16 protein-coding genes are annotated in these 19,136 nt (G+C 45.2%); 2 read left to right on the forward strand and 14 right to left on the reverse strand.

The window, feature by feature from the left end; genetic code table 11:
* Positions 1-146: 146 nt before the first annotated feature.
* The 3 genes from araA to C161_RS18040 form a co-directional block, all read right to left on the reverse strand.
* Entirely contained in the window at positions 147-1,565 is a 1,419-nt protein-coding gene (gene araA / locus C161_RS18030) for an L-arabinose isomerase (RefSeq protein ID WP_036671832.1), read from the reverse strand.
* A gap of 237 nt (positions 1,566-1,802) precedes the next feature.
* Positions 1,803-2,498 carry an L-ribulose-5-phosphate 4-epimerase gene (locus tag C161_RS18035; RefSeq protein ID WP_036611813.1) on the reverse strand — a complete coding sequence of 232 codons (696 nt, stop codon included), beginning with the start codon at positions 2,496-2,498 and terminating at the stop codon, positions 1,803-1,805.
* Between the two features lies 1 nt (position 2,499).
* On the reverse strand, positions 2,500-4,116 hold the full coding sequence (locus tag C161_RS18040) for a xylulokinase (protein WP_036671833.1): 1,617 nt from the start codon (positions 4,114-4,116) through the stop codon (positions 2,500-2,502).
* Positions 4,117-4,550: 434 nt separating this feature from the next.
* Between C161_RS18040 and C161_RS18045 the strand changes: the two genes are divergently transcribed.
* Positions 4,551-5,642 carry a GntR family transcriptional regulator gene (locus C161_RS18045; protein WP_036671907.1) on the forward strand — a complete coding sequence of 364 codons (1,092 nt, stop codon included), beginning with the start codon at positions 4,551-4,553 and terminating at the stop codon, positions 5,640-5,642.
* Between the two features lie 156 nt (positions 5,643-5,798).
* Here C161_RS18045 and C161_RS18050 read toward each other — a convergent pair whose 3' ends face one another.
* The 5 genes from C161_RS18050 to C161_RS18070 form a co-directional block, all read right to left on the reverse strand.
* Positions 5,799-6,563, reverse strand: a complete 765-nt coding sequence (locus C161_RS18050; protein WP_051449795.1) for a leucine-rich repeat domain-containing protein — start codon at positions 6,561-6,563, stop codon at positions 5,799-5,801.
* Between the two features lie 569 nt (positions 6,564-7,132).
* A complete protein-coding gene (locus tag C161_RS18055; protein ID WP_036671834.1) occupies positions 7,133-8,272 on the reverse strand; it encodes a 5-methyltetrahydropteroyltriglutamate--homocysteine S-methyltransferase in 1,140 nt (379 codons plus the stop codon).
* A 192-nt stretch (positions 8,273-8,464) separates the two neighbouring features.
* Positions 8,465-10,318 carry a hypothetical protein gene (locus tag C161_RS18060; protein ID WP_036671835.1) on the reverse strand — a complete coding sequence of 618 codons (1,854 nt, stop codon included), beginning with the start codon at positions 10,316-10,318 and terminating at the stop codon, positions 8,465-8,467.
* An 11-nt stretch (positions 10,319-10,329) separates the two neighbouring features.
* A complete protein-coding gene (locus C161_RS18065) occupies positions 10,330-12,621 on the reverse strand; it encodes a glycosyltransferase family 2 protein (RefSeq protein ID WP_051449796.1) in 2,292 nt (763 codons plus the stop codon).
* Positions 12,621-13,715: a bifunctional glycosyltransferase family 2/GtrA family protein gene (locus C161_RS18070; RefSeq protein WP_036671836.1), complete on the reverse strand. Its 1,095-nt coding sequence runs from the start codon at positions 13,713-13,715 to the stop codon at positions 12,621-12,623. The genes C161_RS18065 and C161_RS18070 overlap by 1 nt, the downstream gene beginning before the upstream one ends.
* A gap of 453 nt (positions 13,716-14,168) precedes the next feature.
* On the opposite strand from C161_RS18070, the gene C161_RS18075 reads away from it, so the two are divergent.
* Positions 14,169-14,891, forward strand: a complete 723-nt coding sequence (locus C161_RS18075) for a YheC/YheD family protein (protein WP_036671837.1) — start codon at positions 14,169-14,171, stop codon at positions 14,889-14,891.
* 84 nt (positions 14,892-14,975) lie between these two features.
* On the opposite strand, the gene C161_RS18080 is transcribed toward C161_RS18075, so the two are convergent.
* The 6 genes from C161_RS18080 to srtB form a co-directional block, all read right to left on the reverse strand.
* Entirely contained in the window at positions 14,976-15,314 is a 339-nt protein-coding gene (locus tag C161_RS18080; protein WP_051449797.1) for a hypothetical protein, read from the reverse strand.
* Positions 15,315-15,591: 277 nt separating this feature from the next.
* Complete coding sequence (locus tag C161_RS18085) at positions 15,592-16,173, reverse strand: DUF4303 domain-containing protein (protein WP_235193857.1); 582 nt, start codon at positions 16,171-16,173, stop codon at positions 15,592-15,594.
* A gap of 7 nt (positions 16,174-16,180) precedes the next feature.
* On the reverse strand, positions 16,181-16,459 hold the full coding sequence (locus C161_RS18090; protein WP_036611832.1) for a hypothetical protein: 279 nt from the start codon (positions 16,457-16,459) through the stop codon (positions 16,181-16,183).
* Positions 16,460-16,470: 11 nt separating this feature from the next.
* Positions 16,471-17,088, reverse strand: coding sequence for a hypothetical protein (locus C161_RS18095; RefSeq protein WP_036611834.1), 618 nt, complete (start codon positions 17,086-17,088; stop codon positions 16,471-16,473).
* A gap of 337 nt (positions 17,089-17,425) precedes the next feature.
* Complete coding sequence (locus tag C161_RS18100) at positions 17,426-17,971, reverse strand: 50S ribosomal protein L25 (RefSeq protein ID WP_036611836.1); 546 nt, start codon at positions 17,969-17,971, stop codon at positions 17,426-17,428.
* A gap of 375 nt (positions 17,972-18,346) precedes the next feature.
* On the reverse strand, positions 18,347-19,123 hold the full coding sequence (gene srtB, locus C161_RS18105; RefSeq protein WP_036671839.1) for a class B sortase: 777 nt from the start codon (positions 19,121-19,123) through the stop codon (positions 18,347-18,349).
* Between the last annotated feature and the right edge of the window lie 13 nt (positions 19,124-19,136).

Here is a 19,136-nt window from a genome sequence, read left to right on the forward strand (position 1 = left end):
ATTTCTTATCCCTTTTCGATGAAAAAGCAAATCCTTGCTCAGCTTCACATCATGCTTCTCAGCATAACAAACAAAGGGCCGAGGGTTAACCCCCGGCCACAGAGAAAAAAATTGGTTGAGTTCAGGCAGTAGCTGCCAATCCACTTTTACTTAATAATAACGTACTCCAGATTCACCAGCTTCGCATACGTCACGATCTGATCTGTCGTCAGGTTCAAGGATACAACCGTATGGTGACCACCACCATTTTCGATCCATGCTTTTACCCCATCCTGGAAGTTTGGCTTCACGCTCCACAGAACACGTGCTACCGGCAGGTTAGGTGCTGGAACGGTTGGTTCAAAAGCAGATACTTCGTTGATCAGCAGTTTGTAATGTGTACCGAAGTCTGCCATGGATACCACGACACCTTCGCCTGCTTTACCATCGAATACGAGACGTGCCGGATCTTCACGATCGCCAATACCCAGTGGGGACACGATAATTCTCGGTTTCGTGCTGGCAAGTGTCGGATCTACTTCAAGCATGTGAGATTGCAGGATAGCTTCCTGTCCGGCAGCCATCTCGTATGTGTAATCTTCCATGAAGCCTGTGTTCTCGTTATGGGCCATGATTTTCAGCAAGCGATCCAGCGCAGCCGTTTTCCAGTCACCCTCACCGGCAAATCCGTACCCTTGAGCCATCAGGCGTTGCACTGCCAAGCCCGGAAGTTGTTTCATGCCATGCAGATCCTCGAAGTTCGTAGTGAAGGCACTATATCCACCTTCGTCCAGGAAACGTTTGATCGCAATCTCATAGCTCGCTTGCACACGTACGCTGGCTTCCCAAGCTTCCTTGCTGTTCGTGCCGTAATCGAATTCGTAGAGGTCTCCATACTGAGCGATCAAATCATCGATTTCCTGCTCTGTTACAACGTTCACGTATTGCACGAGGTCGCCAATGCCAAAGTAATCAACGGTCCATCCGAATTGGATCTGTGCTTCTACTTTATCACCTTCGGTTACTCCCACGTTGCGCATGTTGTCACCGAAGCGCGCTACTTTGATGTTAAAGCTCTCATTATAAGCTACCGCTACGTCCATCCAGTCAGCAACCTGTTGTTGCACTTCTGGGCGCTCCCAGTAGCCAACAACGATTTTATTTTGTTTTCTCAGACGGGCATTAATGAAGCCATATTCTCGGTCACCGTGTGCCGCTTGGTTCAAGTTCATGAAGTCCATATCGATGGTTGCCCAAGGAATGCTTTCGTTAAATTGGGTTGCCAAGTGCAGCAAAGGTTTTTGCAACAATTTTGTACCACGAATCCACATTTTCGCTGGGGAAAACGTATGCATCCATGTGATCACACCTGCTACTTCGTCGCGATAATTGACTTCTTTCATCGTGCTCGTGATTTTATCTGCGCTTACCGCCAGATCCTGCAATACGAGCGGGTACGGCAGTACGCCACTTGCATTAAGGGCATCCGTGATTTTCTGTGCGTTGGCTTTTACTTCGCCCAGTGCTTCTTCTCCGTACAAGTGCTGTGAACCGACCACAAACCAGAATTCTTTTGCTGCTGACATATAATCATCCTCATTTCATTATTTTATAGTTGAACATTTGGGTTTACACTAGAACACTGCGATTGCAGTACCATCTTCCGATCGCTGGTTATCCCCGGATTTCTTTGATCAATTTTAATAAGGATGATATCCGGTTATAAAGGCGAGCGCTTCGCTTCTACAGATTGGTACTGCACTCTCCGTTATCGTGTAAAAGTTTGATACGAATTATTATCAACCGATCGCTATATAACCTAATTACTTCTGTCCGTAATACGCGTCTTTTCCGTGTTTTCGCAGATAGTGTTTATCCAAAATGCCTTGTGGCAGTTCCTTCGCGAAGTTATTCAATTGCCGCGCGTACAGGTTCATTTTGCATACCTCTTCCAGCACGACACTGTTCACCACTGCAGACTTGGCATCTTTCCCCCAGGTAAACGGTGCATGACCATGGAGTAATACAGCCGGAACTGCCATAACATCAATCCCACGCTGTTCAAACGTTTCAATAATGACGCGTCCTGTCTCCGCTTCGTATCCACGATCAACCTCGTCCTGATTCAGGAAACGTGCGCAAGGCACCGCCCCGTAGAACGTGTCTGCATGCGTGGTGCCCATTACAGGTACGTCCAGTCCGGCTTGCGCCCAGATGGTCGCCCATGTGGAGTGTGTGTGCACGATGCCGCCAATCTCCGAGTAATGCTTATATAGTACGGCATGTGTTGCGGTATCCGAGGAAGGTCTCATCTCACCCTCCACCACGTTACCGTCCAGATCAACCACAACCATGTCGCTTGCTTTCATCGTATCGTAGCTGACGCCACTTGGTTTGATCACGAACAGACCGCTTTCCCGATCGATTGCGCTGACGTTACCCCATGTGAATTTCACAAGTCCGTGCTTTGGCAGTTCCAGATTCGCCTGGAATACCTCTTCTTTCAGTTGTTCTAACATGTTATTCCCTCCCGTTCTCTACCAGATGATCTACGGCTGATTGCTCAATCGCAAGTCCACTCCGGTAGCGTTCGATAAATGCTTCAAACCCTTTCACATCGGATGCATCCGGCGCCACTTCGACACCCTCCACATCGTTAAAGACTTTCTGCTCTAGGAACACATCCAGACTCTCCTCTTGATCCTTGTTGATCATGTAGGAAGCCAGAAGCGCCATGCCCCATGCGCCACCTTCACCAGCGGTAGACATTACCGACACCGGCACGTTCATCGCAGCGGCTACAATCCGTTGCCCGACGACAGGCGTTTTGAACAGGCCACCGTGAGCCAAAATGCTGTCAATCGCCACATTCTCTTCCTCCGTCAAAATGTCCATACCCAGCTTGAGTGCACCGAAGGCACTGAACAGATGGGTCCGCATGAAGTTTGCCAGATTGAAGTTGCTTTCCGGGGAGCGGACGAACAATGGACGGCCTTTCTCAAGTCCCGTAATGTTCTCACCTGAGTAGTAACCGTAGCTGAGCAAGCCGCCACCATCAGGGTCTGCCTCCAAAGCCTTGTTAAACAACACACTAAACAACTTGCCGTTATCCACTTCATATCCCATCGCTTGAGAGAATTCACGGAACAGTCCTACCCATGCATTGATATCACTGGAACAGTTGTTGGCATGAACCATCCCTACTGGGCTACCATCCGGCGTGGTGACCATATCAATCTCGGGATACACTTTGGATAATTCCTTCTCCAGTACGATCATCGCAAATACGGATGTGCCGACGGAGATGTTTCCCGTACGTTTTCTCACGCTATTTGTTGCCACCATACCCGTTCCTGCATCGCCTTCTGGCGGGCAGAGCGGAATGCCTGCTTGCAGATCTTGTGAAGGGTCGAGCAACTTGGCTCCCGCTTCCGTCAACTCACCTGCATTCTCACCAGCGAGATACACTTTGGGAAGAAGATCTTCAACCTTCCACGAATAGCCTTTGCCTGCGATCTGTTCATCGAACTGTTGGATCATGGATGGATGATAGTTATGTGTAGCCTCGTCAATTGGGAAAATGCCTGAAGCATCGCCGATCCCAATCGCCTTATTGCCCGTCAGCAACCAATGGATGTATCCAGCCAAAGTTGTCAGGTGATCGATCCGTGGCACATGTGCCTCTTCATTTAAGATCGCTTGGTACAAGTGGGCGATACTCCAGCGTTCAGGAATATTGAACTGCAGAAGATCCGTTAGCTCTCTTGCAGCTACCCCCGTCGTAGCGTTACGCCAGGTGCGGAAAGGTACCAACAGTTCACCCGCGTTATCCAATGCGATATATCCGTGCATCATGGCCGAGAATCCGATAGAACCGACCGTTCGCAGCGTGATTCCGTATTTCTGTTCCACATCTTGCTTCATCTCACGATAAGCCGTTTGCAGACCTGTGATGATATCCTCCTGATTGTACGTCCAATATCCATCCTTCAGGAGGTTCTCCCATTCATAACTGCCTGATGCGATGGTCTCAAAACGCTCGTCAATCAACACCGCTTTAATCCGCGTTGATCCAAATTCAATACCGAGCGAAGTAGCGCCCTTGGTAATGGCTTCTTTCAAGTCCATTTGACTCATAATCACGTGTATCCCCTCTCCGGTCACGATTTCACATCCCAAAGGATGCATATATAAGGTGAAGCTTCTACTCATGGCAGTAACTGATCACGAATTTTGTATAAATGCTTCCTGTTGTGTTTTCAAAGAATGCGCTTTCCTTTTCTGACAGCCTTAGTATATTTTTTGTACGTACATTTGTCAATAATATATAATAGTTATACTTACAAAGAGCACATATCGTGCTCTATTTGATCAATAAAAGGACTTAAATGGCTGTAAATTGTCTATGCTGTAAGGTACACCTCCATTCAAAAAGGCTGGATATGTACGGTTTATTTAGAAAAATTTTCGGTTTTATTTTCATCCTATCTGAATCATGCTAAAATATGTACGTACAACTATTTGAACAACAACGTTGATATAGATGAGTAACGATGAAAGAAGTGGACTACGTGAAGCCAAAATATCAGGTCATCATTGATGATATAAAGAGTCATATCCTCTCGGGGACATATAGCATAGGCGAACAGATTCCCACCGAGTTGGCATTACAGGAAAGCTACACCGTAAGTCGCCAGACGGTGCGGAAGGCTATTTTGGAGTTATCTAATGAAGGATTTTTACGAAGCGAAAAGGGGTCAGGGACCTACGTTAGTAATCAGTATCGATCACGGTCAGGTGGTAATACGTCAAAGAAAACGATTGGTGTGATCACGACATACATCTCGGATTATATCTTTCCGTCCATTATCCGCGGTATTGAGAGTCGTCTGAATGAGGACAACTACTCATTACTGCTGGCCAGTACTAATAATGATGTAGCACAGGAGAAAAAAGCCCTCGAAATGATGCTCTCCTACGGCGTGGATGGCCTAATTGTCGAACCAACCAAAAGTAATCTATACAACCCAAACATTGCGTACTACCTGTCGTTCAAAGAGCAGGATGTGCCGTTTACGATGATTAATGCGTTCTATGAGGAGCTGGAGGTTCCGTTCTTCTGCCTGGATGACGTGCAATCCAGTTATCTTGCCACACGGGAATTGATCGCCAAAGGCCATACCCAGATCGGCATTATTGCCAAAATGGATGATCTACAAGGCAAGTACCGAATGAAGGGGTACATCAAGGCACTGGGTGAAGCGAAGTTACGGTTCCATCCTGAGCAAGTACTTTCCTTTGATACTGCATCGAAACCGGATTTATCCTCTAATGTAGCAACGTATCTGGACGAAAACAGGGATTCGCTCACCGCGATCGTCTGTTATAACGACGAGGTGGGACTGGAGGTCGTGAACGCCTGCAGGCAACTGGGCATCTCGATCCCGGATGAGTTATCCATCATTGGGCAGGACAATTCGTACATCGCCAAGAACGCCAATATCCGTCTTACAACGTTAACCCATCCCCAAGAGCAAATGGGCCGTGATGCTGCCGACTGGGTGATCAAGAATCTGCAAGGCAAAAAGGATCTGCCAACAAACACCTACTATCAGCCGGTGCTGGTTGAGGGAGAAACGGTGAAGGAGATCGTAGTGGAATAATATTTTTGTGGGGCGGGCAATAAGTTGTACCGAGCGTTTCTGTCCAACATACTTAAAGAAGGCCGTCAGAATATCTGCGGCCTTCTTTGTTTTTGTTCAATATAATGAGGGATTAACTTCTTCTTACATGTACATATACATCTTCTCTAATCAAAACTACTTCGCCTGATCCGCTTCTTCGCTTACCAGACTTACAAGGACACCTTTCTTCTCCAGCTTTTTCACAACATGCTCTGCTCGATCATTCAACGGATTGTTAGCCAAATATACCTCTGTTAGATGTGGGATGGTTTCGAGCACTGCAATATCTTCAATGAGGTTATCTTCTACATATAGGTACTCCAAGGTTGGATGGTTCTTGAAAGGAGTCAGATCTTGAATTTTATTATCATTCATAATAACCCATTCCAACTTTAATTTCTGAAGAGGACTTAGATCGGTCACCTGATTCCCACTGGCGAGTAAACTAGTCAGCTTATGCATATTTTTTAATGGAGCCAGGCTTTTTATTTTGTTATTGTCCATAACTAGATTTTGCAGATTAGTCAGACCTAAAAGTGGTGAGATATCTGCAATCTGATTGCCTTCAACAGCTAAGAACGTCAATTTCTTTAACTTGTTGAGTGGCTTAATATTTTTTATATTTTGACCAGGCAAGAATAGATCCGTCATATTAACGGCATGTTCAAGACCTTGCAGGTTAGAAATCTTACTTTTTAATTCCATAGCATATAGAGATTTTAATTTTTTCAAATCGGCAGCCTTTATTTCCTTCTTAGCCGACATCTTCAGATCTGCTCGAATAATTTTGGCCAAGACCGGGTCCTTAATAAGCGACGACGCAGCCAAAACGCTCGTTGCTGGTAATAATACAAAAACCAAACAAAGTACGATCAACTTTTTGATGATTTGATTATGCATGTAGAATCTCCTTACATTATTTAATAATACAAATATACCATGATCTGGAATGTAATACATGGATATTATTTTCATCCTAATTTAATAAAAAGAACGGATAATGGACTACTTCATCAAGGAATGTAACCCTCTGTGCTTCATACCGGAAAACTTGTGGCTGAGGGTAAGCCCGCAGAGGTGATAACCGTCCCACAGGTTAAAGACATTTTCGGATTGGAATGTACGGTCATAGAAGACCCCGTCTCGGGATCACCGATGGTGGTGCCTAAAGGGCGATATCATGCGAGATAGACAAATAGCGGCAGTCGCGACAAAGATCCCTTTGTCCTAAGTGTCGCTATTTTATTTCGTCCACCATACCTCTTCCTCAGTCATGCCGTTTGCCTAATCCGTTATTCTCATCTCTACCCATTGCTTCACTCTCTTGGCTGTTATGGACTCTGATCAAACATCCACTCTACAATGAGGATTTACACCAAAAAGCCATACGGATGATGGTCCGTACGGCTTTTTAGCGATTTTTTTCTTATACATAACACAGGCGTAAATGATGAATCACGCTGCAAATGTTACTTCCAAAGCTCTTCAGCAATTTCCTTAATGAAGGAAAGCTTGCGCCATTGTTGTTCCTCGGTCAGATGGTTGCCTTCTTCCGTGGAAGCGAAGCCGCATTGTGGGCTCAGGCAGATTCGATCCAGATCAACATATTGTGTAGCTTCCTCAATCCGTTTCAGGATATCTTCCTTGTTCTCCAACTCTCCGAATTTGGAAGAGAAGAGGCCAAGTACAACCTGCTGATTGTCCTTCAGGAAACGAAGTGGCTTGAAGTCACCAGCCCGTTCCGTATCAAACTCCAGATAGAATCCAGAGTAGTTATCGATGCTCAGAAGTGTCTGCGCAATCGGCTCGTAACCGCCACCGACTCCTGCAAATGTCGAAACATAATTACCGCGGCAGACATGAGTGGTTACCACGAGGTCTTCCGGCAGGCCAGATACCACATCTTCGTTCAGTTTTGCGAGTTCGTTTGCGTACTCTTCCACATTAACGCCAATCTGCTCCATCACTGTGATGAACTGTTGGTCACACAATGCACCCCATGTGCAATCATCAATCTGGATGCTACGGCAGCCGGCTTCATAAAAAGCCAGGATGGATGCTTTGTACGCTCCGACAATGTCCGAGAGAAGCTCTTGGCGGTTCGGATAGATGGCCTGTGTGCTTTCCTTATTATCTGCCCGGTCCAATTCGAATAGGAACTGAGCTGCTGCTGGAATGGACTGACGGGCAACAACGTCTTCCCCAGCCGCTTCTTTCAAGAAGGCATAATGCGCTACAAATGGATGACTGCTATAGCTGATTTTGCCGCTCAGACGAGCTGTTTCCGGTCTGGATGTCGCACCGTTGAATCGGTAGCCTTCCTCAATGATCGTCCGCTCTACACCATCCAGTCCCCAGAAAAAGTCCAGATGCCACCAAGAGCGGCGGAATTCGCCGTCCGTTACAGCCTGAAGGCCAACCTCTTTTTGCTTCTGTACAAGTTTTACAATCTCGGCATTCTCCACTTCATTCAACTGTTCCGTGGTAATTTCGCCGTTCTGGTATTTTAATCGGGCATCCTTCAACGTACTCGGGCGCAGGAAACTGCCAACAATATCATATCGAAATGGAGTGACTGTTCGTTGTTTAGGTTCTGTTTGTAGGCTCATAGTTTAATCTCCCCGTTTATCATTATAGAATTAAATATAACATATCCGATCGGAATAGCTGTTCTACGAAAGAGTTATAGCCCGCTATAGGTATTAGCTATAGCGGGCTATATTTAAGGAGACTCTATATACAATCATGTATTCCATCTTACCTGACCAGATGTCCGGAACAGGATCTCAACATCTATGATTTCAAGTCAACGTAAGAACGATTTGGTCCCCCGAACGGGTAATTTTATAAATCCCCTCTTGCATGTCGATGCCATAATGCTTTTTCAGCAACCACTTGGCGTTGAGATCCGTCTCGACGACCACCAGATAATCGTAGCCGCTCAGAAGGTTATCCATATTATCCTCATAGAACAACACGATCCCGTCCACATGTGGAGCATACAAGAAATACTTTCCTACATATTGCATGTAATAATTCGTGACCTGCTGGTCCCTGTCTGAGGCGTAGAAGAGATATCTATTATTATCCACCTGCCCACCTGGGTACCACCGATCACCGGTAACAGCATGAATCTTGTAAGGGAGCGTTGTATCGTAGGTTTTGGCAATCGAGACGATCCCGTTGTATTCCGATAAAAGGATGGTCGCCGCAACCGCCATACAGCCGATAATGCCTTTTTGATAATGACCTTTCGTCTTGACCGTCTTAAAGGATTGATAATCAGGCACCTCACCGATCCGATAGTGGAATGATCGCTCCAGGTCGATCGCAGCGCACAACACCAGCCCACCGGCGAACAGCACCACGATACTCGATGCATAACGCTCAAAGCCTGCCAGGACAATGGCTTCATCCAATGGCATGGAGAAGAGATACAACGCCAGAATACCTGCATAATACAGTAACAGTACAAAATCCAAAGCAATTATTGCTTTCCATAAGTTCCACTTCTTCTTGAGCACAACGATAGCAAATACCGAAGCTCCGATCGCGATAAGTTGAAAAAGTACAATGCCGAGCACAGGCCTGGACGTGATATCTATGCTTGATTTCAAGAAGAGCGTCAGAATCTCCCATTTCTGTTCTCCCGTCTTGCCCGCTTTGATCACCGAGGCTGTTCCCTCGAACTTGTTATTAATGCCTTGGAACACCGTCGCCATTCGCCAGCTCCAGCCGAAATACGGAAGTAGTGAACCACCAATGGTACCAAGCACAGCCAGTCCGACTTTCCAGTTCGAGCGTTGCCCATTTCTCAACCATGTATACACCAGGAAGATCAGGCCGATCGCGGCGAAAATAATACCCGTGCTTTTGATGATGGTCAGCAATCCGGCAAGCGGAAGAACAACAATACATGCCTTCATGATCTCATTCCGATATTGGTAAATAATCGCCAGGATCGCGAGTGCGTAGATCGGAAGCAAGAAATCCACGAGTAGATTGGTGATCCGAATCGTCAGATTGAAAAAAGAAAGCGTCGATAACCCGAGTCCGAGAAAAGCGTACAGAAGAAAACGTTTCTTCTCCGAAATAATGCCAAAAATGGCATAAAAACAGGAAAAGATAAGCAGACCCTGTGCCAAAAGCATCACGGACTGGGAATGCCCCATGAAGCGACAGACATAATAAATAAATGACGAAGTCCCGAGCGGATAGTTTTTAAAATCAATCAGATTGGAGTCTGGCGTCGGAAAGGCATTTGTACTCAACATCTGCTTCAATACAATAGCCCAGTGCGAGAAATTATCGTAGTGTGTCAATTGATTTTGGAACAGAATCAGCAAAAAGATGAACGTTCCGCCCAGAAAAGAAAACTGAAATAACGAGAACAATACATTCGGCTTGGTCCCTCGTCGGACAGCTCGAACCAGCGTATCTCTAAAAAGAAACAAGCCGAGTATCATCACGATAATACTTCCTATAAAGAGCTGACCTGCCAAGCCAGCGAAATATACGATGCAGGCAATCGAGGAAAACACAAATACAGGGATAAACTCCCACCGTAGTGCAAGTGTCTTCCGAACAAACTGCATATAACCAACAAAGGAGATTATCAATAAAACTCCCATCACAAAATGAAGCACAATGAGCATCTCTATCTCTCCTAACCCTCTCTGGTGGCACGATCAGAATGTGGCTGAATCAGATCAGTCAGCAATTGGTCGATCAGGCCCTTTTCCACAATATCATCGATATTCTCCACCGAGAGAAGCACTTCGCGCTCACGGGCTGTCGTTTTTCCCGTATGTTGCAAAATGACTTCAATATTACTCTTTGTATAAAAAGTAACGACCGCTCCTGCCGCAATATCACCATGGAAACCCGTCGCGGAGAAGAAACGATAATTGAAGCTGCGCAGCGTACAGCTAGCATCATTGGTGAAATGAACTGGAAGCTGAAGGGAAAGCCGCGGCATTTTTCGCTGATCCGATCTGGGTTGAACAATCCTTTTTTTCACATTACGTAACATATCGTCATAAGCCGTATCCCACAGATTCATCTGCTCTGGCAATGAGTGTTTACGGTCGTAGATGATTTGCATGTATTGGCGGTTATCATTCTCATCAATCGGCTGAACCGTTGCGGAGTAACGCCAGCCCTCTCCATCCTGTTTCACATAAACGATGACTGCATCGAGGTTGGCCTCATACCGGTCGGTTTTGACAACCAAAGAGATGATCTTCTGTTCAGCCAAATAAATGGGATAAGGGACATAGAAGGCAATACCTTGCTCAGATACATCCACCGTTTTGGCCTGATAACGCAGATTGTTGGCTTGGTCGTGAATCGTGACATCTTCCTGTGCCCGAATCCGTTCTGTCTCCCGATACGCACGGCGGCCGATCATGAAGAACAGGGCGTAACACAGCGCAATCATGTTATGAATCAGCCAGAAAATAATGATACTGCTGAAGAAAAGCGCAATGCCGTACTTGCCATTCACATACCGAATCACGGCTGCAATCGAAAGCAACAGCAAGAAGATATGCGGAAGTGCATATAACAGAGCAGACATCCATTGTCGACCGCTTGCTCTGCTTTTGTTGGTAACCTTGAATTTTTTCTCACGAATACCCAGCGTCTCCAAGAGAACCGGCCAGATCAAGTAAGGCATAAATATGGTATCGATAACCTGACTCCATCGCTGATTCCGAATATTGCTGGACAGATATCGCATGGATACACTGTAGAAGAAATAAGAGGGAAGCCAGAATATTAAGATTTGCCAGAAGGTTGTGTTCACAATCTGGAAGTCGAATAACGCAAATAAAATAGGTGCCAAAATGAAAATCAACCGATTAAAGAAGGACCACCAGTATAAGAAACTGCTTAAGTAGGTCACTCTCGTCCAGAAAGGAAGCTTGCCAGACAAGGGTGCACGCGTATTCTGCAGGCTCTGAATGATACCCCGTGCCCAACGAATCCGTTGTTTAATCATGCTCTTCACTGTTGTTGTTGTCTGCCCGGCAGCTTGAACCTCTTGAGTCGCATAGGTAATATAACCTTCCTGCTGCAAGCGGATGCTTGTCTCAAAGTCCTCGGTGATTGTATTGAGTGGAAAACCTCCGATGTCTTCCATGCCGTGCCGGGAAATGATCGTGTTACTTCCTGTATAGGCTACCGCATTGGAGGCATTACGCAGGATGTTCACTTCTCTGGAGAAGAAATCCTGTTCATTCGGAATACCTTGCTCTGCATACAGGTTGAACTGGAATAGATCCGGATTGTAGAAACTTTGCGGGGTCTGTACCAGACCAAGCTTGAACTTAGGGTCCATCTCGTCCTCTCGGCGAGGACGCCATACCTCATTCTCCTTAATAAACGTGGAGAGCATGAAATAGGGTACCGTTTTCATCAAAAAGGTGTGCTGTGGAATCATATCCGCATCAAACGTTGCAATGAGCGGCGAAGAGCTTTTGCTCAGTGCATTGTTCAGATTACCAGACTTGGCATCCTTGTTTCCGGGGAACCCCAGATACCCCACGCCAAACTGTCTGGCAAGTTCCTCCACCTCTGGTCTTGCTCCATCGTCACAGAGATAGATATGAACCTTCTGCTTGTCCGGGTAATCCATGAACGTACAGGCATTAACGGTTTTATATAACAGATCAACAGGCTCATTATGCGTAGCAATAAAAACATCCACATCCGGATAATACTCCGGCGGAACGATGGGAAAATCGAGCTGTGTACGTTCTTTTTGCATTTTTTGAAAGAATAATTCAAAGGTTGTCAGTACGGTGACCGTCTCAGCCACAATCAACAGCATACCAAAAATGACGTTCAGAACGCCCTCACCCCATGGCAACGTAAAGAACGTACGCCATACCAAATAAATCGACATCAGGATCATCGTGATGACAAAAAAGATATTCTGCCTTTTTTCGTTTTGCACTACAACTGCTTCCTCCTTGCTGCAAATACCCATCTTCGCTGCAATTGGAAACTGAGCAGGAACAGCAAGGCATCACAGACGAATTTCGCCAATTTCTCATCTACGAAGAGAACGGTATGGAATATATATACACCGGTACTGGAAAGCAAGATCACTACTCCGCATAACGTTAGATAGCGCCATAGACTGCCCTCGCTATCCTCCTTGCGGAATACAAAGTGTCTGTTCAGTACATAGTTGACCACAATGGAAATAACTCTCGCAATCACGGTTGCAAGCAAAATTCTTAAATAGTGCTGCTCACCCAACACGGGCCGCAACGCGTCGATCAAAAACCAGGCGATACCCAAATCAACAACAGAACTGGCCACAGATGATGAAATGAACCGCAGAAAATTGGAGAACAACACACCCATTACTCGGGCACTATCCTGGATTGCTTTAAAATGAGTTCTCGCATTGCCATTTTCATAAATGACTTGGATTGGCATCGTATGAATCGGTATGCCAGACTGAATGCACGAGATGAGCATCTGCAGCTCATATTCAAATCGAGTGCCGCGAACATCCTGCATAAACGCAAGTAACCCTGGACCGAAGGCACGAAGCCCAGTCTGGGTATCTGACAGTTTTTTACCATAGAGCATGGCAAAAATAAAGGAGGTCATTCGATTGCCTAACAGGGACTTTGGGGGTATATTCCCCTCGCTGAAGTTTCTTACCCCGAGCACCAATGAGTCCGGATAAATCCTTGCTTCTTGGGCTATGAGGTATACATCCTCAGCTGCGTGTTGTCCGTCTGAATCAGCGGTTACGACGAAGGAAGATGCGTCGAATTGCTTCCCAATATACTCAAATCCGGTCTTGAGTGCCGCACCCTTCCCCTGATTTTCCGCATGTGTTAGCAGAGCACAACCATTCTCACGAAGCTCCTCGAAAATCGACTGGTAGGCCTCACCCGATCCGTCGTCCACAATAACAATATTGGTCAATCCATACTCTCGCAATTGCCGTACATAGGTTGGAAGTCTCTCATCCGGTTCAAGTGATGGAATGAGGATGATCGCTTCGCCGTTTTGTTTACCTATAATCATCCTGATAAGCCTCAATTCGACATATTTCAACAAATTTTTTTGAATATTGTGAGTATAACATCGAAAAGTCATACAGTAAACGAATAATTTGTATATATATTGGTAAAAAAGTCGCACTTTTTTATAAGCTAATTTATAGGTAAAAAGTACTAGTGGAAGGTCAGTCTAGTACTACTCAAACCATTTCACATTTGGCTCTTGTTTCAGTACATGTACCAGCACGGCATGCCGTTATCCACGGTGGTGTTAGAAGTGAGCCTGCGTATCCAGAAGCACTCAAAGCGTGAATGAGCGCCTTCCCAGAATGCAGTAATTTCCGCAAAAGTTCATCTTCTGTCTCCATCGACCGATTGGACATGCATCGACTTACAAATCTGGACGAATGGTCACTTATGCGAATCACGAATTTGAATTAGAATTACCATAGACGATTAAAAAAAGGCTGTGATTCCAATGTTATTCGAAAGAGACAAATGGTTGCAGTATGGCATTCTGCGCGATGAGCCCTCTCTCGCTGAACGGTTGCCAGAAACACAGTTGCTTGAGAAGGATACGTTAACGAAGATGCTTCTTCAGTATCCCAGCGTTGTACTGAAACCTCGTAATGGCAGTTACGGAAGGGGTATCCTGTTCATTAAACGAAGCGGTGCAAATGCTTATCGTATTCAAAATGAAAATAACACAGTCACCATGAGAGACAACGAGCAGTTACTGGAATGGTTCGAACAAACAATCAAAAGTGATGAATATATTGTCCAAAAGCGTCTGCAGCTTGCTCAAATTAAACACAGGCCGTTCGACATTCGGATCATGGTTCAGCGCAAAAAGAGTTCCTCGTCCACTTGGAACGTGACAGGTTCCTATGCTAAAGTCGCTGCACAAGGATACCAAGTCACCAATGTGAATAACCGCCCCATTCCCGTTTTTAAAGCACTGAGACTGGCTCGAATTGGAGATCGGCGCTTACTTGTCAGAGCGGAACAAGTTGCACGATTAGCTGCCAAACGATTGGGAGAGCATTACCCTATGCTTAGACAAGTCGGGTTCGATATAGCCATCGACAAGAAACGGCGAATTTGGATTATAGAAGGCAATTATCAACCAGCCTTACGGCCTTTCCGACTTTTGAAAGATTCCTCGATGCACCGCAGAATATTATGGTACAAAGAACATTAAAGCAAAAGAAGACGACCTGCCTGCTAGCCCGGGCAAGTCGTCTCTTCATGTTTCGTACCTAATCTCGATATTAACCCTCTTCGGTTATTTCCGGCATTTTCTAATCGCACTTGTAACACGTGTCACTCGGAACTGATTTACCCCTACCTGTATAATGGCGAACTGGCTGTACGAAGTACCAGAAGAGGTATACGGTTCAGCCTCAATATTTCCACTCGGTGTTCTAACCGTCGCGGTGATTCTAGTTACCAGGCACACACCACGGTCGGAAGATCTCCAAGTCTCGTCACGCTGAACACTATATCTATCGTTGCTACAAAAAATCGATGCATACTCCACTACTCCACTCGCATTAAACGAAGTCGAGTTATAGATCTGAACAGGGTCATAACCACTAGGTGCTCCAGGTCTTCTATTTCCCATTCTCAAAACCTCCTTTTTATTGATAATCTATTAGATGCAATTAAATAGTTTTGGTGAGGTATAAATGTGGACAAGGCAGAAAAAGTGTGTTTGTACAGTGGTAGAGGGGGAACTGGTAGCTTCTGATGTCGTAGCTCAAACACGAAAAAGAACCACCCTTTAATGTACAAAGGTAGTTCGGGAAATTTGATCGTCTACTATTTTCCGATTCAGTAAGATTGTCGAGATTAAGTCGTATGTATGCCTTGCGAGCATCGTAGTAACGCTCCTGATGCTTCTATTCTGCCGCCTCCGCCAACCATGCTTGCATAGCCGTAGATTCTGCCCGATTCAAACGTAAGGCAATTTCGGTATTGATCTTATCCGGCGGCATGACTTCAACAAGGACACATACGGACTCTCGTGGTTGATTTAAGGCAAACACGCCTTCATCATCGAGCATTTTCATCGCCAGCTCCATGGCGTTCAGCCTCAAATCCAACTCGCGATTCCAATCATCATTCTCCAGTTCCGCAATGAAAGGACGCTCGTTATATCGTTGTTTGACATCGTCAAAGTGATCATCCCCAAAACAACAATAGGGCGAATCCGCATACGACCATTTGATGAGATCCGCAATCGTGGATACCGGCGTATCACTTTCCTCTGCTTGCCTAGCAGATTCTAACGCCAAAGCTTCCCACGACCATGCAGAGATACTTGGCGCATGTCCCTCGCCAGTAGTGTATAACGTGCAATAATAGTAACGTTCACCATTTTCAAAAAGAGTACAAAAAGACGTTCTGGCGGCAGCGGCGATCTCTATGGCCAGCGTCTCTATTTCTTGCATTGGCTTCATGATTAGAGTTCCCCTTTTCATTCGTTGATCATTTGCCCCTTCGATATGAATTGGCTATTTGGACTAGATACCAGACACCCGCACCCACAAGGGCAGCAAACACCAGATTGATACAGCCGAACACGATGAGTGACTTTGCTTGGCCTGGACCAATCCGGAAAGCGGTAACAAGCTGGAAGACAGCCGGTAGCAAAAATGCCAGCCAGGAGATGGTTATAAGCTTTTCTGTTCTGAAACTCCACCATACTGCGGAACATGAGGCAACTAGCAGTACCCAGGTACAGATAATATTTAGGGCGAACGTCATTTCAGCCCCTCCTATTTGCCATGAATCACAAGTCTATATTTACTGAAGATCCACGATTGGCTCAATTTGTGCATTGCATCATGGCTTATACGCACAGAGGGCTTTTGCTCCTTCATCGCTTCTGCATCAAGGGCTGAGAAGCGAAGGGGTTTGGTCATTTTTTTGATAGAGTCTCTTATTTCATCGAAAAACGTATAGGTCAGCGGCTTATGGTCCCGGATATCCTCATATATATAGTACTTTCCTTTTTCATCTTCCAAATTAACTTGGAAACCTTTCGGAAATGAAATCAAGATACACGGCAGTTCATCCTCTGCCCATTGTCCGTGATATGGAAAAGAAACCCCTTCATTTCTCACAAAAAATCCTGAACTTTCTTGATCCGATGCAATAGAAATAGAGTAAACAAAGAAGGGATGGATGTCATCTCTCTTTTCTCCTGCCACAAAATACTGATAGAACGTCTGATACTCCTCGTACACCTGATTATAATCATGCTCTGTTCGGGCAGCATTGGTACGATGGAATTGCGCTTGCCGATGCTCCAAAAGCTGCAAAAGGCTTTTAAACTCTTCAGGAGTGATGAAGAATCTCAGTTTATAGAATCCGCTATTCTTTAATTTGTCCATTTCTTTTCGCTCACCGCCCTGTTTAGAAATGTTATGCCAATGACCTTAGCAGTTCGGGTTCAACTATATATGTATCTTATTTCCATTATAGTGATTACCTTTCCTGAGTCTACCTACTTTACACCTGAATTTTGCGAATGAACTTTGAAAGGGTAGCGAAATATCAGGATCATTGCGCCTGTACGCGAGCAAAAGACATACGTAAGGTGAATTCCAGACTACCCGTCCTTGTGAGGATGGGAGCACGCCATCATCTCGTAATCAGCACAAATTAGCCGTACGGATGATCACCCGTACGGCTAATTTTGACTTATTCAGCTTTGCGAATTTAGAATTGTTAAGGTTTAACTACAGAGAGAAGAGACTCATTCCCCTCAGAGATCACCGTCACATCTGGTGCAAACGTAGCATCACTTACATGTAACGTTTCACCAAGGTCCATAGCACTAATGTCGAATTCAATCGACGTTGGCAAGTGTCTCGGCAATGCCTCCACTTCAATAGAAGATAATTGAACTTGCACGACTCCGCCCTGCTTTGTGCCAATCGGTGTGCCGTTGAACTTGACAGGAATTTTAGTACGCAGGATCTCATTGGTCTGGACCTGCTGAAAATCCACATGAAGTAAATCCCGTGTAACTGGATCACGCTGGAGATCTTCCAACAATACCGTCAATGAGCCTTTCTCTTCAAACTGCAGTTCGATAAAACCAGACGTACCCTGCTTCAACCATTTTTGAAATTGTATTGTTGGAATATGAATCATTTCATTCTCCGTATTTTTGCCAAACACAATACCTGGCAAACGCCCGGATTTACGTAAATCCCTAAGTCGGGATGTATTTAATGGAATGCGGTTCTCCGCTTGAAAACTAGTAGTCATGCTATGTTCGCTCCTCTTTATTAAATGATATTTTCACATTTTTCATACTCATCCAACCATCCCCTGTTGGGGCTAAAGAGAGAAACATAGCATCACCACCTCCATATACGATCCAATTGATTTTAAAATACATTTAATGTAAGCACCCATAATATACATGAAGGCACTCTACTCCGAAGAGTAGAATGCCTATGGGATGCTTCAACCCTATCATAGAAACATCAATTTGTCGATTTAACCCGCCATTTCCCATTTTGACGATTGGAACAGGCCTTCATGTCCATGAGCACCTTATTTCGGGGACAAGAAAAATCGCGTCCTCTGAGGAGAGAACGCGAAATAAAATAGATTGATTTTGTGTTTCAGCATCGTCAATTAACGCTTTCGGGCCACCACCGCTAACCTACCGTTTTCGGTCGAATACTCGCATGTGGACAGTACAATAAGCTTGTCCCCATACTGTGCTGTTACACCTGTGTCATAAAGAGAGCGTTGTTTGATATTCTGAACATATGAATCGAACTCGGCGGGCGTATTTACATTCTCAATCTGGTAGTATTTAAACACGTCGTCCGATTTGCGATAAACTTTTGACAGAATAACGGCAACAATCTCATACTCTTCCTTTTCGTAAAGCGTGCTGAACTGGAACGTCGCATGTTCTTGATAAAAGCTTTCGTTCTTGTACTTCATTAAATCTTTAAACATCCAACCACTTTTCATGTGATGACCATGAATCAGCAAAATGTCCGAATTGTTGGTCGTACTAGACTCGTCCAAAAAAGGAAGACCGCCTTGGTTGTCTTTTCTATCGAAATCATGATTGAGATAGTACTCCGAATCCTGTGGGCTCTGCATGACCGGGTACTCAATTCGGGTACCGTCAATCTTCAGCCAGCCGACGATGTCTGAGTTCCTCTCGTAAAGATCTCGAAATTCGGGAAGCATAACCGGCTCATTGCCTTTATTGAACAAAAGGGAGGGGATTGCATCCCCTCCACCTTGTTCTGATCCTTCTTTCCAAACCTTTGTTAACTCTTCGATTTTCTGCTTCTCGGCATAGTCTCGCAAGAAAGTCCTCGCAAGACTGACAAGTGAAAATACCAACACAAGCAAGGAAACAGCGATAAGAATTTTTTTAGTTTTGCTCATTTTCTTACCGCCT

This window comes from Paenibacillus sp. FSL R5-192 (assembly GCF_000517845.1).
GTDB lineage: Bacteria > Bacillota > Bacilli > Paenibacillales > Paenibacillaceae > Paenibacillus > Paenibacillus amylolyticus.